Source organism: Mycobacterium lehmannii, assembly GCF_001499925.1.
Classification (GTDB): domain Bacteria; phylum Actinomycetota; class Actinomycetes; order Mycobacteriales; family Mycobacteriaceae; genus Mycobacterium; species Mycobacterium lehmannii.
The window spans coordinates 11296-33356 of sequence record NZ_LQIR01000008.1; the positions used below are offsets into that span (position 1 = coordinate 11296).

Here is a 22061-nt window from a genome sequence, read left to right on the forward strand (position 1 = left end):
GCTTGTCAGCCCGTCGCTCCTGCCGTCGCCGCCCTAGGATGTGGCGGTGCGCTCCGTGTTGCGGCCGTTCGACCTGTGGTGGCGCTATTTCCCTCAATTGGCGGCGCTGTACCTGCTGGGTTGGCTGGGTCGCCGCGGCGCCATCGAGCTGGCGGCCTGGGCCGGTTGGGACAACGACGTGTGGGCCGCTCTGATCATGCCGTTCGCGGGGATGGCGCGGCTCGGTTCATACGTCGCGATGTTCTTCGTGCTGCGCTCGGCCATCCCCGCGCTGGCGGCGCTGCCGCGGCGATCCGCGCGCAGCGTCGACGTGTTCGCCAACATCATCGTGCCGTTCTTCGCTATCTATCTGGCGTGGAAGCTGTTCGCAGAGGACTGGATCGAGTTCGAGACGGTGGCCCTCGACTATCGCATCGCCGACTCGGTCACCGAAGCGTTGACATCCACCGAGCCCACCGAGCTTCATCCCGATCAACTGCCCGTCGGCACCACCACGTGGGTGATCATCATCTCGGCGCTGGTCGTGCGTTACGTGCTCAGCAAGCTCAAGGACAAGCTGCCGGGGTGGATGATCGCCGTCCGCGTCTACGTCGACGCGCTGTGGGTCTTCCTTACGCTGAGCTTCGCTGCCAGCGAGGGCGTCGGCTTCCTCATCAACCCGATGGGCTGGATCTCCGAACGGCGAATCGTGGTGTGGTTCAACGAGACGCGGGCCGCACTGTTTTCCCACTTCGCACCGCTGGAAGCCCTGTGGGACGGCCTGATGGCGGTGCTGCGGACAGCATTCGGTGGAGCCACGATCCCGCTTCTCTGGCTCGCCGTCGCCGGGATCGTCTACGGCGTGTCCATGCCCGACTGGCGCCGCGCGGCTCGCCGCGTTGTAGGCAGTCGCGCCGACAGGGTGATCAACAGCGCGGCAGAGCGGCGCAAGATGCTCAAAGAGCGCGGTTGGGACGTGCCCGAGACGCTGGGCCAAAAGGTGCGCTCCTGGCTGCTCTCCAAGCTGGGCAATTACAGCACCATCGTTGATTCGGCACGGCTCATCCTTTACGGGGGAGTCTTCGCCCTGTCGCTGTACGTGTTGGGCTATCTCGGCTTGGCGTGGCTCGACATGTCCGGGTCTTTCTATCGGCCCGAGATGGGCAATGGCTACTTATTCCGGTTCGTGGCATGGCTTCTCGGTCCGCATCCGCTGCCCTTCTGGTACGGCTTCGCCGAAACGATCGCGCTCGGCTCGCACCTGATCATCGAGCCCCTTCGCATCTGCCTGATCGCGTCCACGGTGGCGTACTGCCTTGAGCAACTCGAAAAGCAGGAACCTATAACATCATCCGCGCCAGAAGCCGACCGTCAGCACTCGTGACATCGAGCGCGTCGGGCACCGCATCCTGCGGCAGCACGAACGCGAACTGCACCGGGCCGGGCTTCTCACACCTGATCCCCACACGATCGGGTGGAGTCGGCCCCAAACCCCCCGCCTTCTCCGATGCCCACCGCCGCTGACCGTCGGTGATGACAGCGCTGCAGGTTTCGGGGTTCTCACGCGCCGGACCCGACATGTCCACCGTCACCACCGTCAACACGGCGCCCTCGGGTAGCTGCGGCCCGAACCGGGAAGGCTCGCGGTTCAAGTGCCTCACCGAGTCGACCCCCCAGGTGTATCCGCCGGCGCCGCCGGACTCACCCTTCGCCACCACTACGTCCGGAACCACCGTGTCGCGGTAAGTGGTCCACTGATCGCCCAGTGTGGTCGCGATGATGACGCCGAGTGCGGCCACCATGACGACGGCACCGATCAGGTTTCGCACCCACAGCGCCGACAGCCATCTCATGACGCACGTTCCAAGGGAGCCTCGAGTCTCACGGTCTGTACTCGGCGGGCGTCTGCGAGCGGAACATCGATGACGAGACGCGAGTCCAGTTGCTCGTCATAACCCGTCCACACCCGCAGCGTGATCGGTGTGGATGAGCCGGGCTCGACCAGGGGCGGCGCGACATCGAACACCCACGACCCGCGTTGCGCGATACCGGGCCTGACGTTCCCCCGGAGAGTTTTGAGGAAAAACCGATCGGTGGGTGTGTACGTGTTCGGCCCGACGATCAGGTCACTGCGGGGTAGTTCGGTGGTGGCCGGTGCCTCCAGAGTGGCGTCGACAACCACCCAAACGCCCGCGGGTGCAACCGAATCCACTTGCGAAGAGATACGGATATCGGTGACGGTAGCCGCGACGTCGCGGCCGGCGGCACGCTGACCCGCCTCGCCGTACACGTCGAACGGTCCGGTGATGTCCGGCGGTGTCGGCAGGTTCTGCCACACCACCGCGGCCGCCGCGATCACAACGACTGTCGTGATCACCATCAGCGCCCGGCGCGTGCGCGGATTCACGGCAGCCCCTGAACCGGAACGACCACCCGACCGTAGTTGTCGGTGTCGATCCATTCCTTGCCGCCGTAGGTGACCATCAGCTGCGTGAACGTCTTCTTCCACACCCGGATGGTCACCTCCTGAACCGAGGCTGCGTTGGATTCCGGGACCTGCCAAGTGAACGCCAACTGTTCGGTGAGTCCGGGTCCGAGACTCTGAATCGCAGAACCGTCGCGCAGACGGAAGGTCCCGAAGATCTCCTTGCCGGGCAGACCCTGTAGGTCGAGGAGATCGCGGAGGCCTCCCGGCACGGTGCCGGTGTTGTCGACGGTCGCCACGACGCCCAGGTAGACCTTGCCGGGTTCGGCAGCGCCGATGGTGGCCAACCCACCCTTGAGTTCGCGGACGAACCTTGCCCGCTCGACCGTGATCGTGAACTGGCCGTCGCTGAACTCCTCGGCGACTTTGAACGGGGTGACTTGCTTGTCGACGGTCTCGAGGCCGCCGAACGCGGCGGTGGCCACCAGAATCAGCAGAAGCGCGGTCCGTCTGATCTGTGCGACGTTCAATCGGGACAACCTCTGCGCGACCCGATGCGTCCGCGGCACGGGGACCGGAGGTTCGCCACCCACGTTGGTGGATGCTAATCGCAACCGCGGCAGACCCGCAGTTCCTCTGCCACGCTGCCGTCACATCTACAGAAAGGACATCGGCAGATCACTCACCCGTCGTCCAGGCCGACGGTCATGAACGGTAAGCGCGGTAATGCGGCGGTGCAGGTTCTGGAAGGTCCCACGTCGAATACGTGTAGCGCTGTTCGGGACGATCCGCTGCGCCCAACATGAAGGCCCGGTGATAGCGGCCGGCACGTGCGATCGAGGCCAGCCAGGTGGCAACCGTGCTGATGCGGTTGCGCACACCGGTGAGGAACGCGATGTGAATCAGGCCCCACGCCACCCAGCCGAGATATCCCGACACCCGGATGCGCCCCACTTGAAGCAGCGCGTTGCCATGGCTGATGTACGCCGCCGATCCCAAATCTCGGTATCGGTAAGGGCGGCGCGGCCGCCCGGCGAGATCCCGTCGGATACAGGCCGCCGCGTGCAGGCCGCCCTGCATCGCGTTCTCCGCGACGCCAGGCAGCTTGTCACGCCCGGCGAGATCGCCGACGACGAAGATCTCGGGGTGTCCCGCGACGCTCAGGTCCGGCTCGACCTGTATGCGGCCGGCGCGATCGGTTGGCGCTCCGAGGGTTTCGGCTACATGGCGGGCGAACGGGACGGCTTCGACGCCTGCGGTCCACAGCACGGTGCGCGTCGAGAATTGCCTGTCGGGCGCACCGTTCTTCGGGGTGACGGTGACGCCGTCGCGCCGGACATCGGTCACGTGCACACCGAAGTGCATCTCGACGCCGAGCTCCGCCAAGGTCTCAGTGGCTTTCGCCGACAGGTCGGGCGCGAATTTCTTCAGGACACGCTGGCCGCCGTCGAACAGCAGCACCCGCGCCTCTTGCGGCTGGATGCTGTGGAATTCGTTGGTGAGCGTGCGGGTGGCCATCTCCCGGATCTGGCCGGCCAGTTCCACTCCGGTCGGACCGCCTCCGGCGACGGCGAAGGTCAGCCAGTCCGTCCGCTCCGGTCCGGGCGGCAGGGTCTCGGCAATCTCGAACGCGGTGAGGATGCGCTGCCTGATCTCGAGCGCGTCGTCGAGGGTTTTCATACCGGGCGCCCAGTGCGCGAACTCCTCATTGCCCAGGTACGACTGCCGCATACCGGCCGCCAGGATGAGGACGTCGTACTCGACGACGAACGTCGTCTCGTCGGGCCGTAGTGCGGTGACGGTGCGCGCGGACGGGTCGAGTGTGATCGCCTCGCCCAACAGGGGCTTGATGTTGTCGTATCGAGCGAACTCCTCGCGCAACGGACGGCTGATGTGGCCGATGCTCAGCTTGCCGGTCGCGCACTGGTAGAGCAGCGGTTGGAACAGGTGGTCGGCGGAGCGGTCGAGCAGGGTGATGTCGACATCCGCTTTGGCTAATCGACGCGCACAGAACAAACCACCGAATCCGCCGCCGATGATCAAAACCCTGGGTCGTTGCGAACTCATCATCGCCACGGTATTACCCAGCTCTGCGCCGACCGAAGCCCGCCGGACGCCGATGAAGACGCACCGGCGGCCCCGAGGCGAATAAGGTCAGCGCATGACCCCGATCATGACCAAGTCCGACGCAGCGGCACTGGTGGTCGCCGCCAAGACCCGAAAGAAAGGAACTCATCCACGAGGAGTTCGGCGACGGCATCATGAGCGCGATCAACTTCAAAGTCGACGTCGGGCGCCATGAGGATCCCGACGGAGACCGCGTAGTGGTCACGTTCGACGGAAAGTTCCTCGACTATCGCTGGTAACGCCTGCTACGCCACCTGTAGGAGCACTCCAGAATCGGGGCTGGAAATCCGGTGGGAACCGACGTCGGACGCCGGCTGTTTGAGCTGCGCGATGACCGTCTCATAGCCGTCGCTCTGCCACGCCCTCATGAAGACATCAAGCTCAACTCTCATTTTCCGCCCCTGCTCGGGGAATCCGCTGTCGTTGAGGTAGACGACTCTTTCGTCGAAGTCGATTCCGGTGACAACCACCTGATGGTCTGCGCCGTCGATGTTAGGCAGCGGCTCGCCTTCGACGGAGTTCCAGATGGTCGCGCCCTGAACGCCGACCGATACGGCCTTCCTGTCATCCTCCAGCGCGAACGCCAAGGCTCTCAGTGCGATATTGCCCTCGGTCTTCTCATATCTCGTGTACGTGGCCGCAATGCCATACTCGGCGTCCAGCAGAGCAATGGCGTCTTTGTCGGCGACGCGATCTTGGGTGTGCAGGCCCAAGTACATCGCCCTGGTTGGATCAACCACGCTCTGCATCGCCATCGCCTTCGCGGCGATGTCGGCTTCCTCCGGCGTGGTTCCTGTGAGCTGGCCGACCATCATCGCCGCCGACTGCAGCACGCAGTTCTCGGCGCGCTGCGGTCGCCAGTACTGCGCGCTGGCCTCCGGGTTGCCGTACATGCCGGTGAAGACGGCCGGGGCTCGGAACCAGTCGCTGATCGCATGGACGATTTCGGTGACTGCGTACACGGCGTAGTGGACGAACTCCGTCACCACCTGTACGCCGACGTAGGCGAGCTCCTCAACCACATGGGCCGCGGTGGCGACGATGGCCGCCAGCCCAAACTGGACGGTTGCCTGGGCGACCTGTTCGTTGAACGCTGCCGTGCGGGCCTCTTGCGCCGCGGTGAATGCCTCTGCGCGCTCGGCCTGTGCCTTGGCGAACGCCACGGCCCGTTCGTGCGCGGTGGGTTCCACGGTCAGCTCATCGGGTACCGACCACGACGGATGTTCCGGGTCAGTTTCGGTGTCCGAATCGGTCGTCGTCGTCGCGACGGGAACCAATTCCTCCGGGGGGACTTCGGCGGTCAGGGTGTTGGTGACCTGCTCGGTGTCGATGACCAATTGGTCATCGTTCATCCGCTCCAGATCGCGGCGCATCAAGTCCAGCGAGCCCACCAGGATCACCCCCGGCAGTGGCTGCACCGGGCCGTCGACTGTGGACAGTGGTGAGCCGACACCGACTGCTGACAGTAGGCCCGACACGATGCCGGTCGACGCTGTCGAGGGTCCGGTGTCGGGTGCCTGGGTCACCACGGTGTTGTGATTGTCGGCACCGGATCCATCCGACGGCACCAGTTCGGCCTCGATCACCAGCGTGCTGGCTTCGGGGGCGGCCTCGACACCGATGGTTTGGGCTGATGCTGTGACATCGGCTGGGCCGGAATCGGTTACGTGTGCCAGGGATCGAGTGCTGATGGTGCTGTCGGGCCGGCTGGCTGTGGTCGCTCCTACCGTGGCCGCGGTGCTCTTCTGCAGGCTCACCGAGTACTCGGTGGGCGCGCGGTCCGATCGATTCTTCGTTTGCTCCCGCTCGACCGGCGCCTCGGAGACGATCGGCTCGGTCGGCGGGGCCGAAGTGTCGACCAGCACAGGCGAACTGGTGTCGACATCCTCGACTGGGGCAGTGGCCGGTGTCGACGCGGCCTCAGCCGCGCCCGACTCTTTCGTCGACTCGCTCGCTGAGTCCTTCACCGATGAGTCCGCGGACTGTTTGTCGGCTGTCGACCTCTTCGTGGAGCGTGTCTCGGATGCATCGGCGGTGGGCTTCGTGGTCGAGCGTCCCGCACCGACAGATGTCCTGGGCTTCGTCCCCGAGACGGTCGACGTCGAGGAAGTGCCCGTCGACTCTGAAGCTCCGTCTTTAGTCGACGAGGAAGACTGCGATGTCCCCGTTGACCCCGATGACGTGCTGCCCGTCGATCCGGATGACGAGCTCGTCGACCCTGATGAACTCGAAGACCCGGATGACGAGCCCGACGATGAACTGGAGGACGACTGCCCTCCGTCGTCGGCGATCGCCGTCCCCATGCCGCAGGTGCCGACGAATCCCGCTACGCCGAGCGAGAAGGCAACGGCCCCGACCCGTAACGCCACCCTTGCCGAATTCACGAGCGGTCCGCCACCTCCGTGGTTGTGTTGGCCTGGCAAATCATCAGCTGCTCAGCCAGACGTACCAGAGGCCGTCGCCGCCCTGGCGGCAATCCCAGTGCCCGTAGTTGGCGTCACCCTGGGCGATCTCGACATTGGGGCCGTCGACATTGCAGGCCTCGAGCGTTGAATAGCCACCCTCCACCTGAACCTCGTCAGCGTGTGCGACGCCGGCGCCGACGCCGAGGGTCAGGAACCCTCCCACTGCCAGCGCTCCCGCGGCGATCATCTTTCTCATGCTCGTGCCTTCCATAGCTGCCTCGGATGACCGCGCACAATTTGCCGGCATATCGCCGCGCGCGGATTGAGAATTATTAACGCAACCGTTATGGCCCCGGCGGCAAAAAGTTATTAGTTCATCTGTTCAGATGACGACCGGCGGCTCACAGATCATCGACGTCGAGGATCTTGTCCTGGATCGCTCGAGCCACAAGAGCCGCCTTGGTCGGCGCAGCCCGACCGACCGCCGCATACTTCGCCCGGACCCTTTGCAAGTGGGTCGCGACCGTGGAGGGTTCGATGTACAACCGCTCGGCGACCGCATTCTTGTTCTCCGTCTGAAACCAGGCGATCAGCACCTGCTGCTCTCGGTGCGTCAGCTCCGGCCGTGCCTTCTGCCGGCCACTGTGCAAGGTCGGAGCCGTCCTCGTGACCACGTGCGGGCGATCGGTATGGGCGGCATCGATGGCCGCCGCCAGCACGTGTTCGGGTTCATGTTTGGCGATGCAGCTGACCGCCCCCGCATCGAGGGAGGCGGAGACGACGTCGTCGTTGACCGAACAGGTGTAGACGACGACGCGGTGTCCTGCCCCGCAGACTTGGCGTAGCGCATCGAGGTCCGGGCCGCCGCCGTCGCAGGGCAGGTCGAACAACACCACCAGCCCGGGCGCGGCGGTCTGGTATGCCGCGGCGAACTCCGCTGGACTGGTGAAATGGCCGATGATCTCGGTGCGTGGGTGGCTGCGCCTCAACCACGACTCGATACCCGCGTATACGACTCGCTGATTGCCGACCACCACGACCGATATCGAACGCTCCTCGTCGTCCGGCGGTGGCATGCCGCAGACCCCCTGTGTCGTACAGTCGCCGCTGGTTGTTTGCTTATGAAAGCATTGCTACGCCGCCCGCGATTCGGTTTGCGCTAAATCGAACTCATGGAACGGTGAGCGTCTGTGCGTCAGGCGGTTGGTTGCCCATAACGGGACTGATTAAAACCCGAAAAGACTTCCAGGGCTGGGGCAGGTCGATGACCGCACGGCCCGAAGCCGAGATGCTCGGCCGAGACGGCTCAGCAGAACTGGTACTCAACGTCCCAATAGCCCGGTGCGGGAATCCATCGGGCCGAGAACTGTCCGCCGAGAGCGGGATTGGCATCGTGGATCATTCCTGTCCCGCCGACGGCTGGGACGAAGCCCGGCGGATCCCAGGAAATCGAGACCGGGTCACCCGGCGTATCCGGCGTGCATCCGATCTGCTTCACGAGATAGCCGTCGGTGATCGTCCATTCCGCGCTGGCCTGATCTGGGCTCGGGGGAGGAGGGGAGGCCTGTGCGATGCCCGACGCCCCGATGGTCACCGCAGTCACCACGCCCGCCACCGAGACTATGAAACGCTGACCACGCATCCGACACCTCCTTGCACCCACGATGTCTGCGACGTTAGACCGTTCGCGATCGGGTGGTTTCGTTTCGGCTGAGTCGGGATCGAACCGCCTCCGCGTCTGCACGTCAACGGTTTCGAACCTGACGGCAACATCGACGCAACACCGCGTGGGTAGCTTCGAGCGACCGACAACCCGGGAGTCTGTGCAAATGAATGAGTCGTTCGCCGAAGCCGCTGCCGAAACCCTCACTAGAGGGATCGGGCGTCGCGATTTCGTTCGCGCGGTGGCAGCGGTGGGGGCCGGGGCGGGCATCAGCGCCGTCGCGGTCGCCTGCGCGACGGGTGACACTCCCGCAGCGACCGGCGCCACGACCGGACGCTTCGAGATCCTCCAACCCGACCACGGTGACATCGCCGGCGACCACTATCTGCGTTCGATACCCGATCAGGTGCTGTGGGGTTATGTGCCGACCGTGCACGCCACGCCGGTGATACAAATGCGTTCGGAGCAGACGATCACCGTGGACACCGTCTCCCACGAGGGCATCCTCGAGGATCAGGGCCGCAATCCGGTCGAGTACTTCGGCGGTAAGGGCGTCAGCGAATCCGACGTCCTGCGAGACGCCATTGCTGTCGCATCCGAATACGACCGCACACCGCGCAACTTCGATAAGGACGGCCCGCATGTGGTGACCGGTCCGGTGTTCGTCGAAGGTGCTCAGCCCGGGGATGTGCTGAAAATCGAGACGCTGCAGGCTATTCCACGGGTGCCCTATGGCGTGGTCTCGAGTCGGCACGGCAAGGGTGCGCTCGCTCGCAAGGCCGACGGATCCGCTCCGGACGGCATCAGTATCGAGGAAGTGATGCCGCCCGTGGCCACCGATCGCAGGCCCAACGCAGACCCGGTCGAGTACGGCAATGTCTCCACTTTCACCGCCGTGGAGGACGGTCACGGTGTCATGTCCTACGGCGACGCGCGGGTGCGGTTCCCGCTGTCACCCTTCATGGGACTGATGGGTGTCGCCTTCTCCCAGGACCGGGATATCACTGCGCCGACCGCGAATTCAATTCCCCCAACCGTCGGGGGCGGCAATATCGACATCCGGCTGCTGGGCGAGGGCTCCACGCTGTACCTTCCTGTCTTCGCGGAGGGAGCCCTGTTCTACGCCGGCGATCCCCACATGGCCATGGGGGACGGTGAAGTGGCGCTCACCGCGATGGAGGGCTCTCTGCGCGGTACCTACCGCTTGACGGTCTGTAAGCCGGGATCGGGAGATGCGCCATCGGTCGCATACCACTATCCGTTCGCCGAGACCGAATCCGCCTGGGTGCCAATAGGATTGTCCGGTCCCGACGGGGCAATCGGAGGCAGCAGAAGTGATCTGAACATCGCGATGCGGCGGGCGGTGGTCAACGCCCTGGACTTTCTGCAGAACGACCAGGGGATGGACCGCGCCACCGCCTATGCTTATCTCTCGGCTGCATCCGATTTCGTTGTCTCCCAAGTGGTCGACCGAACCGTTGGCGTGCATGGCCAGATCTACAAATCGCACTTCGCGGTGTGAGATGAGCACCGTCACCGCCGCGACAGGTACTTGTCGAGCTTGTCCAGCTGAGCCTTGTAACCCCACTTCATGCCGAATGCGGCCATCTTGGCCTTCGCGCCGATGTTGGTGATCGTGACGTTCAGCGCGACGACCGTCATCCCGTCTTTCTCGCTGAGGATGACATCGTTGACGTGCTCGATCGTTGACCCCTCTTCCTCGCCCTCGGTCCACGATCGCGCGTCATACGTCAGGCGCGCGCGTTCCTCAATACGGGTGAAGGTGCCGCTCATCGGCCAGCGTGTGCCCTGGTACTTACCCATCGCCTCGCCCGCTTCCATGACGATGTAGATCTTTCCGCCGACCACGAGGTCGATCTCACATTCCGGCACGAAAGTCTTCTCCGGGCCCCACCACTCCCGCACCATGTTGGGGTCCGTCCAAGCCTGCCAAACGGTTTCGATAGGAGCGCGGTACGAGCGTTCGAGGTTCAGCTTCTTGGTCTTCTTGAACATCTGCATGAGCATGGCGAATCCTCCTTGGGTCGATCGGCGGGCAAGCGGTGCAGCGGTCAGTCGTCATCGGCCCGGTCCTCAGTGCCTTCAGCGATGGACTCGAGATATCTGCCCAACGAGTCGAGGCGGGTCTCCCAGAGCTGCGCGAACGATTCGGCCCAGCGGCCGATCTCCTCGAACGGTGCGGCCTCCAGGTGGTAGATCCGCCGCCGAGCCACGGGTTGGCCGGCGACGATCCCCGAATCACCCAACACCCGAAGGTGCTTACTGACCTGCGGCTGGCGAATTTCGAGTGCCTCGGCGATCTCGCCGACCGAAAGCGGCCCAGCACGCAACAATTCGACGATCTTCAGGCGGCTTGGCTCGGCAAGCGCTTCGAAGACCGTCGACTGCACGGGTTCGACGCTAGGCCCGGCGACGTATTCCTGTCAAGGAATATGTTGTGAGCGGCTACCGTGGAGGTATGGCTCGCATCTTGATCTTTGGTGGCCACGGCAAGGTGGCCCTGCACCTGTCCCGGATCCTCAGTGAGCGCGGAGATGAGGTGACCTCGGTATTTCGCAACCCGGATCACTCAGAAGAGGTGATGGTGACCGGGGCCCAGCCACTGGTGGGCGATATCGAGGCGCTGGACGTCGACGCCCTCACCGAAATCGTCGAGGGACATGACGCCGTGGTGTTCTCCGCCGGCGCCGGCGGCGGCAACCCGACTCGCACCTATGCGGTGGATCGCGATGCCGCCATCCGCATCATCGATGCCGCCGAACGTGCGGCGGCGGACAGGTTCATCATGGTGTCGTACTTCGGCGCAAGCTCCGATCACGATGTACCGAAAGACAATTCGTTCTTTCACTATGCCGAGGCGAAGGCTGCTGCCGATGCGCATCTGCGTGACAGCGGCCTGCGCTGGACGATACTGGGCCCGGGACGCCTCACGCTGGAGCCGTCCACCGGCCGGATCGCCGTGGGTCCCGACGCGGTCGGCGGCGAAGTCTCCCGTGAGGACGTCGCGCTGGTGGCCGCTGCCTGCCTGGCAGATGACACCACCGTCGGGCGCACGGTCGAGTTCAACAACGGCGACGTCCCGATCGCCGAAGCACTGTCGCGCCACGCGTGACACTTCTTTAGCCATAAGGCTGCAATTCCGGTCGCCCAGTCGACTGCCGCAACGGCAAAGTTCACCGGTGAGCCGGCACCGCTGCGGTCGACTGGCCCCATTCTCGGCACTGCGGTCATACGATCGGCGCAACCGTCGCACGCCGAGCGGCCCCCGGGAAGGACACCGCGCTTGACCACACACGAACCAGCACGAGAGCCCGTGCGCTGGGCGACGCCGTCACGAGTTTTGACTCTCGTTGCCGCGGGAGTGCTGGCGGCGGGATGCGGAAGCTCGGGAGGAGAGGCGGCGGACACACACGACGCGTCGAAATCGCCCACCTCCCACGGGGCCCCGGCTGTGCAGAACCCAGACCCTCCACCGGACCCGAACGCGCCCGCCGACGGCGAGATGGTCGTCTTCTATGACATGGCCACCACCCCTGAAGCGACCAATGGGCGCAACATCATGCAGAACGATCAACTGCTCGAAGCCCTGGCCAATGACATCAACGAGACGCTCAAGTTGCCCCACAACATTTCGTTGCGCGGTTCGCAGTGCGACGAGCCCAACGCCTATTGGAGCGCCGACGACAACACCATCACCCTCTGCTATGAGGATGTGGACTGGGCGCAGCGAGTCTTCACCGAAGCCGGTGACCCCGATCCGAAGGCGTCGGCGCTCAATTCCGAGTACGCGACGTTCTACCACGAGGTCGGGCACATGGCGATCAGCATCTACGACCTTCCCGTGACAGGGCGCGAGGAGGACGTGGCCGATCAGCTCGCTGCCTTCGTGCTGTTGGCGCCCGGTGAAGACGGTCATGCCGACCCCGAATCGGTACAGGCGGTCAAGGATTTCGCGCGGGCGTTCGGCGCCTCCGGTGCGCAGGCCACGGAGCTGACCGCAGACGACTTCGCCGACGAGCACTCGTTGGACGAGACCCGTATGTACAACCTGGAGTGCTGGATCTACGGGTCGGATCCCAAGGCCAACGCCGACCTCGCCTCAAGCGGTCAGCTGCCCGAGGAGCGGGCGTCGGGATGTCCAGCAGAGTGGGAGCAGCTCGACCAAGCCTGGTCGACATTGCTCGATCCCTACTTCAAGTAGCGGTCACTCCTCGGCCGGGCACAACAGCGAGTGCACGACACCTGTTTTCTCATAACGGAATTCGTGCGCAGGGTGCCGCAGAGGCTCGACGGTGGCGTCGTGGTGCACGATGATCCCACCACCGGCGGGGATGCCGATCCCGGTTGCGGCTCCCTGCAGCGAATGGACGGTTCCCGACAGCCGCGCCCAGCCCGAGCGCTCGTCGTGCGTGTCGACGATTGCCGGAACGAACTTGAACACGTCGAGCAGTTCTGTCACGGCCGACTCGGATGTCTCGACGATTCCGTAGCGGCCGAGCTGGATCGCACCGGCGGAGATGCCGACCAGGATAGCCCCATGCGCGTAGCGAGCCCGGATCACGTCCGCCATGCCGGTGCTCTGAAAGACGTTCCAGCCGATCCGCACATCACCGCCGGCGAGGACGACCACGCTGGCCCGCTCGAGAAAGACGCGATCGTCGGCGCCGAACGACGAGCCGACCATGCGGAGGTCGGCTATTCTGACGTCGTCCATGGCCGCTTCGAAGATGTCGTAGAACTCGGGACGATCACCGTTTGATGCGCCGATGTAGGCGGCACTCGGGGGTGCGTCTCGAGCCAACTCGTCGACCGCCGGCTCGAGCAGCGACCGCTCCTGTCGCTTCCAAAACAGCAGTTGACTGTCTGCCAGCAGGAAGAGCGGTCGCGGCTGGCCCTGTGGACCCGACGTCAACTGGCGTCCCGGGACCGGGACCGACCCAGGCGCCACTTGTTCTTCTTGGGTGTCTGATACGCATCGTGGGTCCAGGCGTCCCACATGGCCTCGGATTCCTCCTGGACCGGGCTGTTGGTGACCTGCCATCCGAGGTTGCCGATTTCTGTTGTGCACCAACGGATCAGCGATCCGTCGGCGCCGATCTCCTGGGCGAGTTGGACTCGCTCGTCGGTGCTGAGCTCGTCGCTGAACGCCTGCATGGTGGTTTTCAACCGCCAGTAGGGCACGACCCCGTCGCACTGACTGCAGAGCGCCAGGAGCTCCACTCGTGCGCGGCCGAGCAGGGACGTCGGCTCCTCGTCGGCCGCGGGGCTGTCAGTGGTCTGCGCGCTTTCCGCGCTGGGTTCGTGCGCCTCCTCAGCCTGCCCGGTCAGTTGGCGGTACTTGATGCGGAGCTCTTCGAGCTCAGCCTCGACGGTCATGGCTCGTTCGCGCCACCATGCGGCGTGGTACTGCGCCAACTTCGCCTCGCAGTCCGCGCAGACCGCTCCTTCTCCCGCGACGTCGTCGAGCGTCGTGACCTTGGTGAGCACGAGACCGCAGAGCGCCTTATGGGCATCGCGGTTGAGGTAGTCCCCGTGGTGCACCACCGACGCTGATGTGTCCCGTACGTAGCTGTGGGGTGGTTCCACATCAGCCAAAGTAATTGAGCGGGACCGACGTTTCCGTTGGTTCGGTGAAAACGGTCGACAGCCCCGGCGCGCAGTGCCCCGGGGCTGTCGAGTGAGTGAAGTACTACGTGTTGTTGCCGGAGCTGTCGCCCCCAGCTTCGCCGGCGCCGTTGTCACCGGGTTTGGTGCCGGGTTCGCTGTCCTGCGTGGAGCGGGTCGGCGTGGCAACCGTCGTTTCCTTCTTCTTCGGAACGTCGACGTCCACGACCTCTTTCGCGCCTTCACCTGTCGGGGCCTGCGTGCCGGTAGTGGCACCCGGAGAGAAGTTCGCCGACGGCCTCAGCAGGTTGCGATCCGAGGGCTTCTTTGGCTGCAACTTCTTGGGCAGCAGGTCGCTGAGACGCTTGCGCTCCTGCTTCGCGGGCTTCGGCTGTTCGGAGGGCTTTTCGGAGCCTTTTTCCGCACTGAGTTCGGTCTTCTTCTGAACCGACTCATCCTGCGGCGACACCTTCGGCGCCTCTGCTGCAACGCCGGCTAGCCGCTGGCTGTCCGCCCTCAGGGGGACCTCCTCCTGCTCTGCCGGGGCTTCGTCGCGTACGACGATGTCGCGGATCGAACCGTTGATCCGCTCGGTCGCGCTCCACAATCCGTTGCGGAAGTTTTCGACCAGATTGCCCGGGCCGCCGATCGGGGCCGGCAGGGCGTCGCGAAGTCCGTAGAGCGCCGGGTCGGCCACCCACAGCGGACCGTCGACGATGTTCTCCACCGCAGTGAGTGCAGCTTCGGTGTCACCCTGGGCGACGGCGGCGACCGCCTGCACGACGCCCACCGGGCCGAGCACGGCTGCGGCGGCCAGCCGCAGGGTCGACGCGATCGCACCCTGGGTGACGCGAGAGAACGCATCGATCGGTCCGGCCACCTCTTCATATGCGACGGGCCCGGGCCGCTCGAACGCCTCGATGGTCCCCTCGACGAAGCGCTGCACCAGCGCGCCCGGATCCTGCAGCCCCTCGTTGATCTCGAGGGTGAGCCTGTAGAGCTGATCGCGGACGGTCATAACGAGCCCGCCGGGTCCTCCCAGCGGCGCCGGCAACGCGTCACGCAACGCGAACAGCGCGGGGTCGATCGTCCACAGCGGCGCGTCGACGATGTTCTTCACGAATGCTTCGAAGCCCCCGCCGTCGCCGCCGTCGCTGATCGCTTGCGCGAGCTCGATCAAGGTGAGCGGGGCGAGCGCGGTGGACCCGATCCGCAGCGCGGACGCGGCGAATCCCTGTCCGATCCGTCCCACGCTGTCGAACCCGGTGACCGGCCTGTAGTCCCTGACCCCTTCTGCACCCGACCGGTTGAACGCCGCGAGGGTGCCCTCGATGAAGTCCTCCAGCGCGGCACCGGGTGCGAATATCTCCAGCAAAGCCTGTTGCGCTTCGAATTGACGTTGGATCTCGCTGGTGTTCGCGGCCATCAAAGCCACGTTGTGCGATCGGCTTTCTGCGACGGTGTTCGCTGGTGCCGGTGCGATCGGCCCAGCGGCGATGACGCCTGCCCCCACAAGTGCCACCCCGGTCGTCACATATTTCTTGGCGCTGGCCTTCATCAAGCCCCTCCCCTTGTTTGCGCGCTTGCTACGAGTAGCAACCTACGCCTGCGTCGATACTGATGGCAAGTTGCCATGAAATCATCGATGGAGGGAATTGCTGTGATCGTCCGTGCCTTATCGTCCGATGATCAAAAAGGCGCTGTTGAACAGCTAAGATGCTCTCGAATCGTCTGTGAGCGATCGTGAGGGCCGCGAAACTACTTCGCTGATGTCTTGAACATCTGCACGTCCGCAAGGGAGCGGCGAGGGCTGTGGCAAATAGAATCTGCAAGCGCCGGCTGGTAGCTGGCACCTCCCAGGGTCACGGCGAGCAGGGCGGGCAGTCCTTCGAACGGGAGGCCGCTTCAGGCAGGGTCGCCTCGCTGTCCAGTTTGCGAAGATCGGCAGGGCGGCAAGCGTTGAGCCTGGGCCATTGCGCGACCGCCTGGGAGGGCCGAAGCGGCAAGGCGGAAAGAAAGCAAACGCGATGGACGTCGAGTCCGTTGCCCGCATCCGTCGCGTGGACCGCCCCTTACCGGGCGGCCACGGCGACGTTCACTGCACCAGCGAAGGAGTGCTGAAAGGTTGGCTGTCCCTTGCCGCCAGGTATTCGGGCCTCGGAGTCTCGGCTCGGTAGGGCGCCACGAGCTGGTTGTCGACGGAGTTGAAGACCAGAAAGACGTTCGAGCGCGGCAACGGCGTGATGTTCGAACCCGAACCGTGCATCACGTTCGAGTCGAACCACAGCGCGGTACCGGCAGGCCCGGTGACCTGGTCGATGCCGTAGCGGGCGGCGGCCTCGCTGAGCGTGGCCTGGCTCGGAACACCGATCTCCTGTTTCACCAACGAGGAGGTGTGGTTGTTGCGCGGAGTCGCGCCGACGCACGGGTAGAACGTCTTGTGCGAACCCGGCATCACCATCAGCGAGCCGTTGTAGGGAAAGTTGTCGGTCAGCGAGATCGAACACGACACCGCCCGCATGGCGGGCATGCCGTCCTCGGCGTGCCATGTCTCGAAATCGGAATGCCAGTAGAACCCGGTCCCGGTGAATCCCGGCATCAAGTTGATCCGCGCCTGGTGTAGGTAGACGTCACTGCCCAACAATTGACGGGCCACGGGCAAGACCGTGTCGAGGGTGACCACCTCGGCGATGACATCGCTGAACAGATGGGGTTGAAACACCGACCGGATACTGCCGCCGGGCTCACGAATGATCCGCGGGTCCTCCGGGTCGGCCTTGGCGCCGATGTTGTTCAACTCGCCGCGCAGCGTCGTCAGCCAGTTGTCATCCACCGCCGACCGCTGCACCAGGTATCCGTTGGCGTCGATCGACTGCAGGTCGGTCTCGAACAGCGGACCGTCCGACTCCTGGCCCCACACCGTGGGCTCGGCCCGCGGAATCGGATCGCTCGGTTCCGACAGCCGCGTGGGATATCGGTCCCTGGTGTCGGTAAATATGTTGTCGCTCAACTTGCTTGCACCGCCGGGGGAGGGTAGGTACCAGTCTCGTCGTGAACCTCTTGTCCGGTCACGGGAGGATTGAATACACACAGCATCCGCAGCTGAGTACGGCACGTGACGCGGTGGCGTTCATGCCCGTCGAGCAGATACATGGTGCCGGGCCCAAGCGGGTGCTCCTCACCGGTTTCGTGGTTGGTCAGCGTGCCCGTGCCCTCGACCACCCAGACCGCCTCGACGTGATGGCGGTAGTGGAAATCGCTGACCGAGTTCGCGTTGATAGTGGTCTCGTGGAAGGAGAATCCGACGCCGTCACCCGCCAGGATGATGCGCTTGGATCTCCAGTCCTTGGCCGACACGTCGCGTTCGGTGCCGGTGATCTCGTCAGTGGTGCGCACGATCACGTCGTGCTCCTTTCGGCGTGATGTGGTCAGGAAAGCGTTGCGGCGACCGACTCGGCGAGGATGTCGATGCCCGCATCGAGATCCGACTCGGAAGTGGTCAGCGGGGGAAGCAGCTTGACGACCTCGTCCGAGGGGCCGCTGGTCTCCATGAGGACCCCGCGATCGAACGCCGCGCGGCACACGGCCGACGCCATCGGCGCATCCTCGAACTTGAGCCCCTGCGCCATGCCGCGCCCGCGCGCGGAGACGCCGGGATATTTGTCGGCGATGGTTTCCAGGCGGTCTCGGACCTGCTGGCCCTTGGCAATCGTGTCATCACTGAATGTCTCGGTCTGCCAATAGATCTCGAGTGCCTTGCTGGCGGTGACGAACGCCGGGTTGTGGCCACGGAACGTGCCGTTGTGCTCGCCGGGGGCCCACACGTCCAGGTCCCTGCGGAACAAGGTCAGTGCCATCGGCAGGCCGTATCCGCTGATCGACTTGGACAGCGTGACGATGTCGGGGACGATGCCGGCCTCTTCGAAGCTGAAGAACCGGCCGGTGCGTCCGCAGCCCATCTGCACATCGTCGACGATCAACAGGATCTCGCGGCGGCTGCACAGCTCGGCGAGCGCCTGCAACCACTCCATTCGCGCGACGTTGAGACCGCCCTCGCCTTGCACGGTTTCGACGATCACCGCGGCCGGGTGGTTGAGCCCGCCGCCCGAGTCGTCGAGCACGCGCTCGAACCAGTGGAAGTCTTCGGTGGCGCCGCCGAAGTAGTTGTCATACGGCATCGGTGTGGCGTGCACCAGCGGGATTCCGGCACCGGCGCGCTTCATCGAGTTGCCGGTGACCGACAGTGCGCCGAGGGTCATGCCGTGAAATGCGTTCGTGAAGTTGATGATCGATTCGCGACCGGTCACCTTGCGGGCCAGCTTGAGCGCCGACTCGACGGCGTTCGCCCCGGTCGGGCCCGGGAACTGCACCTTGTAGTCGAGGTCGCGAGGCTTGAGGATCAGCTGCTCGAAGTTCTGCAGGAACTCCGTCTTGGCCGCGGTCGCCATGTCGAGCGAGTGCACGATGTTGTCGTTGGCCAGGTATTCGATCAACGGCCGTTTCAGCTCGGGGTTGTTGTGGCCGTAGTTCAGCGCGCCGGCTCCGGCGAAGAAGTCGAGGTAGCGCCGCCCGGAGGTATCTGTCATCCACGAGCCCTGCGCAACGGCCATGGTGGTCGGCCATCCACGGCAGTAGCTGCGTACTTCCGATTCGACCGAGTTATAGACCTCGGGAAGGTCGGATTCGTCGGGACGGGGGAGTGTTGCTGGCGTAGACATGTGTCCTTTCTGAGGGGTCAGTCGGCCAAAGGTGTGGTGATGGGTCCGATGCGGACAGTCGGCTCGTCCTCGTGGGACTGATCGGCCGCCAGGTGTGCGGCGGTGAAGCGGGGTTCCTCGATCAGGGGCACCCCGTGTCGCCGGGCGAACGCGCCGAAGAACGCGCGCGAAGCCGAGTTGCTCGGTGCCACCGTGGCCTCCACCGTGACCGGATGGCCTCGGCGGTTGGCGCGAACGCGGTGGACGAGGCCGTCGAGCATGGCGCTGGCCAACCCGGTTCCCCGCGCAGCCGCCGAGACGGCCACCTGCCAGACGAAGAGGACCTCGGGGCGAGCCGGCGGATGGTAGCCAGTGATCAATCCACAGATCTCGCCGTCTTTTTCCGCGACGATGGAAGTACTGGCAAAGTCCGTGGCCATCAACAGGTATGTGTAGGTGGAGTTCAGATCGAGGACTTCGGTCTCGGCCACCAGACGATGCATTGCGATGGCATCGCCCTCATTCGGCGAGCGGAGATGATTCGTCCACGAATCTGGCTGCACTGCTGGCGCTTTCAAACCAGCTGTCCGCTCCTCCGGGACTGGGTCCCGGTCGCGAATGGTCACTTGCGTTGTCACCACCGAACAAAATCATCGAATCACATCAGTTACGTCATCGGCGTTATGACGGTATGTCAGCAAAAAATGACAGGCAAGTTTCCACAGCTCACGGGCACGCGCCGGGCGGTGTCCGGGCACGGGGGTTACCTGCGCGGATGCCGAAGTGTGAGACGGCGGTCACTTGATCAAGCCGTTATCGAAACGTTACCTACCGACGTCGTAAATGATTCGTTCCCCTTACAACGGGTACGTTCTGACGCGTCCGTCACTGTGGATGGAATGTCGTCAGGGCCCGCGGGTGTAGGGGTTTTGCGCCTGGCGCTCGGCCGGTTTCCGAGTGCGCCGCGGACATCGGATCGATTGGAGAGGGTAATTCTGTGCGCCGCATCGTCGGACTGTTCATAAGTGCTACCGCCATAGCAGTCGCATTCGCCGCGCCGGCAGGGGCCGATCAGGCGGAGTTTGTGCGCAAGCTTCAGGAGACGTACGTCTTCCTGTCGGCGGACCAATTGATCGCCGCGGGCAACAAGGTCTGCGCCAACGCGTCGCGTGGCGTGCCTGCCGCCGAATCGATGCTGATGGTGCGCGAGGATTTGGGCGTTTCGGTTACCGCTGCAGCAGACATCGTCAGCATCGCGATCAACGAACTCGGTTGTTGATCCGCGGCCGCTTCAATTGACGGCTGAGGTTTGGTAACAAGCTGGTCAAGCGCTGCGTGGCACGCTGAGCGTGCCGACGCCGAATTGCTAGCTTGCCCGCGTGAAATCGTCTGTAGGCCCACTCTGGGCAGCGCTGTTCGCGATGCTGCTCGTCTGCGTTGGGATCCCGACGCCGACGGCCGCTGCGTATTCACGGGACGGGTTGCCGGTGGAGACGCTCGAGGTGCCGTCCCCGGCGATGGGGCGAAACATCCGCGTGCAGTTCCAAGGTGGCGGCCCGCATTCGGTGTACCTGCTCGACGGGCTGCGCGCGCAGGAGGATGCCAACGGTTGGGACATCAACACCGGTGCGTTCGAGTGGTTCTACGAGTCGGGTATCTCGGTCGTGATGCCCGTGGGCGGGCAGTCCAGCTTCTACACCGACTGGTATCAGCCTGCGGTGGGAAGCGCAGGCACCGTGACCTATAAGTGGGAGACGTTCCTGACTCAGGAACTGCCCGCCTGGCTGGCGGCCAACCGGGGTCAGGCGCCGATCGGCAATGCCGTTGTGGGACTTTCGATGTCGGGTAGCGCGGCGCTGACCCTCGCCGTATGGCATCCGCGCCAGTTCATCTTCGCCGGTTCGCTTTCGGGCTACCTCAACCCGTCGAGCGGTTTGTGGCCCACGCTGATCGGCTTCTCGATGAAGGATGCCGGCGGCTACAGTGCGGCCCATATGTGGGGGCCGACGTCGGATCCGGCATGGCGGCGCAACGATCCGATGGTCAACGTCAACACGCTGGTCGCCAACAACACCGCGCTGTGGGTCTACTGCGGAAACGGCGCGACCTCCGAACTCGATGACGGCGCGAACTTCGGTGCGCAGTACAGCGCGCAGTTCCTCGAAAACATCACGCTGTCGACGAACAAAGAGTTCCAGCGGAAGTACCTCGCCGCAGGCGGACGGAACGCGGTGTTCAACTTCCCGACTGACGGGACACACACCTGGGCGTACTGGGGTTCGCAGCTTCAGGCGATGAAGCCCGACCTGGTGCGCATCCTTTCAGGCGCGCGCCCCTGACAGGGTTCGGTCATACGATGGCCGGGAACCGATTGTGTGGGGTGAGACATGACGGATCCGCGCGACGGCGATTTTCACGAAGAGATCGCCCGGTTGGCACGGAGCCTGTACAGCCAGAAGAGCGCCGACATGGGCGTCGACAACCTTGCCGACGAGGTAACCACGACGGCGGTGCGCATCCTGCCAAATGTGCACCACGCGGGAATTTCGCTGGTCGATCCGAAGAGCCGGCGGGTGCGCTCGGTCGCGACCACGGGTCCGGCGCCCAAGAACCTCGACACCTTGCAGGAGGAGCTGCAGCAGGGCCCGTGCGTCGACGCCAACCATGACCACGTGGCGGTGCGCATCGACGACTTCGAGACCGAGAACCGATGGACTGAGTTCATGCGGCGCGCCGTGGACACCACCCCGGTGCGCTCCAGCCTGTCCATCCAGCTCTACACCCATGATTTGGAGATCGGTGCGCTGAACCTCTACTCGGACCGGGCTCGCGCGTTCACGCCACAACTCGAGGATCTGGCGCTGGCGGTGGCGGCGCACGCAGCGATCGGTTTGGCCACCGCGCGTCGTGACGATCAATTCCAAACCGCTCTGGCATCGCGCGACATCATCGGGCAGGCCAAAGGCATGATCATGGAGCGCTTCGGCGTCGACGCGTCCGCTGCGTTCAACCTCCTGGTGACGCTCTCCCAGGAGAAGAACACGCCGTTGCACCTGATCGCGGTGCAACTGGTGGACACAGCGCACCGGCCAACATAGCCAAAGCCGAGTAATTGCGGCCTGACCGGCGCGGATGGGTCC

General features: G+C 64.5%; 24 protein-coding genes and 1 pseudogene. 8 read left to right on the forward strand and 17 right to left on the reverse strand.

The annotated features are described in order from the left end of the window. Positions 1 to 46: 46 nt before the first annotated feature. Positions 47 to 1363: a hypothetical protein gene (locus AU192_RS06210; RefSeq protein WP_064394987.1), complete on the forward strand. Its 1317-nt coding sequence runs from the start codon at positions 47 to 49 to the stop codon at positions 1361 to 1363. On the opposite strand, the gene AU192_RS06215 is transcribed toward AU192_RS06210, so the two are convergent. The 4 genes from AU192_RS06215 to AU192_RS06230 form a co-directional block, all read right to left on the reverse strand. Beyond that, positions 1320 to 1832 carry a hypothetical protein gene (locus AU192_RS06215; RefSeq protein WP_242656912.1) on the reverse strand — a complete coding sequence of 171 codons (513 nt, stop codon included), beginning with the start codon at positions 1830 to 1832 and terminating at the stop codon, positions 1320 to 1322. The two genes, AU192_RS06210 and AU192_RS06215, sit on opposite strands and share 44 nt — an antisense overlap. Further along, the gene (locus AU192_RS06220; protein ID WP_120275460.1) at positions 1829 to 2386 is read right to left on the reverse strand and encodes a hypothetical protein; all 558 of its coding nucleotides are present in this window, start codon (positions 2384 to 2386) and stop codon (positions 1829 to 1831) included. The genes AU192_RS06215 and AU192_RS06220 overlap by 4 nt, the downstream gene beginning before the upstream one ends. Then, positions 2383 to 2997 (reverse strand): hypothetical protein, encoded by a 615-nt coding sequence (locus AU192_RS06225; protein WP_064394914.1) that lies wholly within the window; start codon positions 2995 to 2997, stop codon positions 2383 to 2385. Before AU192_RS06225 ends, AU192_RS06220 begins: the two co-directional genes overlap by 4 nt. A gap of 112 nt (positions 2998 to 3109) precedes the next feature. After that, entirely contained in the window at positions 3110 to 4471 is a 1362-nt protein-coding gene (locus tag AU192_RS06230) for an NAD(P)/FAD-dependent oxidoreductase (protein ID WP_064394990.1), read from the reverse strand. A 149-nt stretch (positions 4472 to 4620) separates the two neighbouring features. Here AU192_RS06230 and AU192_RS25005 point away from each other — a divergent pair. Continuing rightward, positions 4621 to 4770: pseudogene (locus AU192_RS25005) on the forward strand (cyanase); the annotation flags it as partial. Positions 4771 to 4776: 6 nt separating this feature from the next. Here AU192_RS25005 and AU192_RS06235 read toward each other — a convergent pair. From AU192_RS06235 to AU192_RS06250, 4 genes are all read right to left on the reverse strand, one after another. After that, positions 4777 to 6498 (reverse strand): cysteine peptidase family C39 domain-containing protein, encoded by a 1722-nt coding sequence (locus tag AU192_RS06235; RefSeq protein WP_082694923.1) that lies wholly within the window; start codon positions 6496 to 6498, stop codon positions 4777 to 4779. Between the two features lie 460 nt (positions 6499 to 6958). Next, positions 6959 to 7192, reverse strand: a complete 234-nt coding sequence (locus tag AU192_RS25010; protein ID WP_082694931.1) for a hypothetical protein — start codon at positions 7190 to 7192, stop codon at positions 6959 to 6961. A gap of 145 nt (positions 7193 to 7337) precedes the next feature. After that, a complete protein-coding gene (locus AU192_RS06245) occupies positions 7338 to 8012 on the reverse strand; it encodes a LuxR C-terminal-related transcriptional regulator (protein ID WP_064394917.1) in 675 nt (224 codons plus the stop codon). A gap of 230 nt (positions 8013 to 8242) precedes the next feature. Next, positions 8243 to 8578: a hypothetical protein gene (locus AU192_RS06250; RefSeq protein WP_064394918.1), complete on the reverse strand. Its 336-nt coding sequence runs from the start codon at positions 8576 to 8578 to the stop codon at positions 8243 to 8245. Positions 8579 to 8765: 187 nt separating this feature from the next. On the opposite strand from AU192_RS06250, the gene AU192_RS06255 reads away from it, so the two are divergent. Further along, positions 8766 to 10121: an acetamidase/formamidase family protein gene (locus AU192_RS06255; RefSeq protein WP_064394919.1), complete on the forward strand. Its 1356-nt coding sequence runs from the start codon at positions 8766 to 8768 to the stop codon at positions 10119 to 10121. 11 nt (positions 10122 to 10132) lie between these two features. Here AU192_RS06255 and AU192_RS06260 read toward each other — a convergent pair whose 3' ends face one another. Further along, complete coding sequence (locus AU192_RS06260; protein ID WP_064394920.1) at positions 10133 to 10627, reverse strand: SRPBCC family protein; 495 nt, start codon at positions 10625 to 10627, stop codon at positions 10133 to 10135. Positions 10628 to 10671: 44 nt separating this feature from the next. Further along, positions 10672 to 11010, reverse strand: a complete 339-nt coding sequence (locus AU192_RS06265; RefSeq protein WP_064394921.1) for an ArsR/SmtB family transcription factor — start codon at positions 11008 to 11010, stop codon at positions 10672 to 10674. A 68-nt stretch (positions 11011 to 11078) separates the two neighbouring features. Between AU192_RS06265 and AU192_RS06270 the strand changes: the two genes are divergently transcribed. Then, positions 11079 to 11732 (forward strand): NAD(P)H-binding protein, encoded by a 654-nt coding sequence (locus tag AU192_RS06270; protein ID WP_064394922.1) that lies wholly within the window; start codon positions 11079 to 11081, stop codon positions 11730 to 11732. Between the two features lie 201 nt (positions 11733 to 11933). After that, entirely contained in the window at positions 11934 to 12821 is an 888-nt protein-coding gene (locus AU192_RS06275; protein ID WP_082694924.1) for a DUF4344 domain-containing metallopeptidase, read from the forward strand. Positions 12822 to 12824: 3 nt separating this feature from the next. Here the strand turns inward: AU192_RS06275 and AU192_RS06280 are convergent, their stop codons facing one another. From AU192_RS06280 to ectA, 7 genes are all read right to left on the reverse strand, one after another. Next, on the reverse strand, positions 12825 to 13532 hold the full coding sequence (locus AU192_RS06280) for a Type 1 glutamine amidotransferase-like domain-containing protein (protein WP_064394924.1): 708 nt from the start codon (positions 13530 to 13532) through the stop codon (positions 12825 to 12827). Next, a complete protein-coding gene (locus AU192_RS06285; protein ID WP_242656913.1) occupies positions 13529 to 14206 on the reverse strand; it encodes a hypothetical protein in 678 nt (225 codons plus the stop codon). Before AU192_RS06285 ends, AU192_RS06280 begins: the two co-directional genes overlap by 4 nt. Positions 14207 to 14309: 103 nt before the next feature. Beyond that, positions 14310 to 15782, reverse strand: a complete 1473-nt coding sequence (locus tag AU192_RS06290) for a hypothetical protein (RefSeq protein WP_064394925.1) — start codon at positions 15780 to 15782, stop codon at positions 14310 to 14312. 537 nt (positions 15783 to 16319) lie between these two features. Beyond that, entirely contained in the window at positions 16320 to 17234 is a 915-nt protein-coding gene (gene thpD, locus AU192_RS06295; RefSeq protein WP_064394926.1) for an ectoine hydroxylase, read from the reverse strand. After that, positions 17231 to 17626, reverse strand: a complete 396-nt coding sequence (locus AU192_RS06300) for an ectoine synthase (RefSeq protein WP_064394927.1) — start codon at positions 17624 to 17626, stop codon at positions 17231 to 17233. The genes thpD and AU192_RS06300 overlap by 4 nt, the downstream gene beginning before the upstream one ends. Positions 17627 to 17652: 26 nt before the next feature. Then, entirely contained in the window at positions 17653 to 18942 is a 1290-nt protein-coding gene (gene ectB, locus AU192_RS06305; RefSeq protein ID WP_064394928.1) for a diaminobutyrate--2-oxoglutarate transaminase, read from the reverse strand. A 17-nt stretch (positions 18943 to 18959) separates the two neighbouring features. Next, entirely contained in the window at positions 18960 to 19499 is a 540-nt protein-coding gene (gene ectA, locus AU192_RS06310; RefSeq protein ID WP_064394992.1) for a diaminobutyrate acetyltransferase, read from the reverse strand. A 419-nt stretch (positions 19500 to 19918) separates the two neighbouring features. On the opposite strand from ectA, the gene AU192_RS06315 reads away from it, so the two are divergent. The 3 genes from AU192_RS06315 (at position 19919) to AU192_RS06325 (ending at position 22019) form a co-directional block, all read left to right on the forward strand. Then, on the forward strand, positions 19919 to 20200 hold the full coding sequence (locus AU192_RS06315; protein ID WP_064394929.1) for a DUF732 domain-containing protein: 282 nt from the start codon (positions 19919 to 19921) through the stop codon (positions 20198 to 20200). Between the two features lie 142 nt (positions 20201 to 20342). Further along, positions 20343 to 21260: an esterase family protein gene (locus tag AU192_RS06320; RefSeq protein ID WP_064394930.1), complete on the forward strand. Its 918-nt coding sequence runs from the start codon at positions 20343 to 20345 to the stop codon at positions 21258 to 21260. A 48-nt stretch (positions 21261 to 21308) separates the two neighbouring features. Next, positions 21309 to 22019, forward strand: coding sequence for a GAF and ANTAR domain-containing protein (locus tag AU192_RS06325; RefSeq protein ID WP_082694925.1), 711 nt, complete (start codon positions 21309 to 21311; stop codon positions 22017 to 22019). Positions 22020 to 22061: the final 42 nt, after the last annotated feature.

Coding starts and splice junctions, on each gene's coding strand:
- ectB (WP_064394928.1), bottom strand. CDS start 18,942: ATGTCTACGCCAGCAACACTCCCCCGTCCCGACGAATCCGACCTTCCC.
- AU192_RS06290 (WP_064394925.1), bottom strand. CDS start 15,782: ATGAAGGCCAGCGCCAAGAAATATGTGACGACCGGGGTGGCACTTGTG.
- AU192_RS06260 (WP_064394920.1), bottom strand. CDS start 10,627: ATGCTCATGCAGATGTTCAAGAAGACCAAGAAGCTGAACCTCGAACGC.
- AU192_RS25010 (WP_082694931.1), bottom strand. CDS start 7,192: ATGAGAAAGATGATCGCCGCGGGAGCGCTGGCAGTGGGAGGGTTCCTG.
- AU192_RS06270 (WP_064394922.1), top strand. CDS start 11,079: ATGGCTCGCATCTTGATCTTTGGTGGCCACGGCAAGGTGGCCCTGCAC.
- AU192_RS06255 (WP_064394919.1), top strand. CDS start 8,766: ATGAATGAGTCGTTCGCCGAAGCCGCTGCCGAAACCCTCACTAGAGGG.
- AU192_RS06245 (WP_064394917.1), bottom strand. CDS start 8,012: ATGCCACCGCCGGACGACGAGGAGCGTTCGATATCGGTCGTGGTGGTC.
- AU192_RS06325 (WP_082694925.1), top strand. CDS start 21,309: ATGACGGATCCGCGCGACGGCGATTTTCACGAAGAGATCGCCCGGTTG.
- AU192_RS06320 (WP_064394930.1), top strand. CDS start 20,343: ATGCTGCTCGTCTGCGTTGGGATCCCGACGCCGACGGCCGCTGCGTAT.
- AU192_RS06230 (WP_064394990.1), bottom strand. CDS start 4,471: ATGAGTTCGCAACGACCCAGGGTTTTGATCATCGGCGGCGGATTCGGT.
- AU192_RS06250 (WP_064394918.1), bottom strand. CDS start 8,578: ATGCGTGGTCAGCGTTTCATAGTCTCGGTGGCGGGCGTGGTGACTGCG.
- AU192_RS06215 (WP_242656912.1), bottom strand. CDS start 1,832: ATGAGATGGCTGTCGGCGCTGTGGGTGCGAAACCTGATCGGTGCCGTC.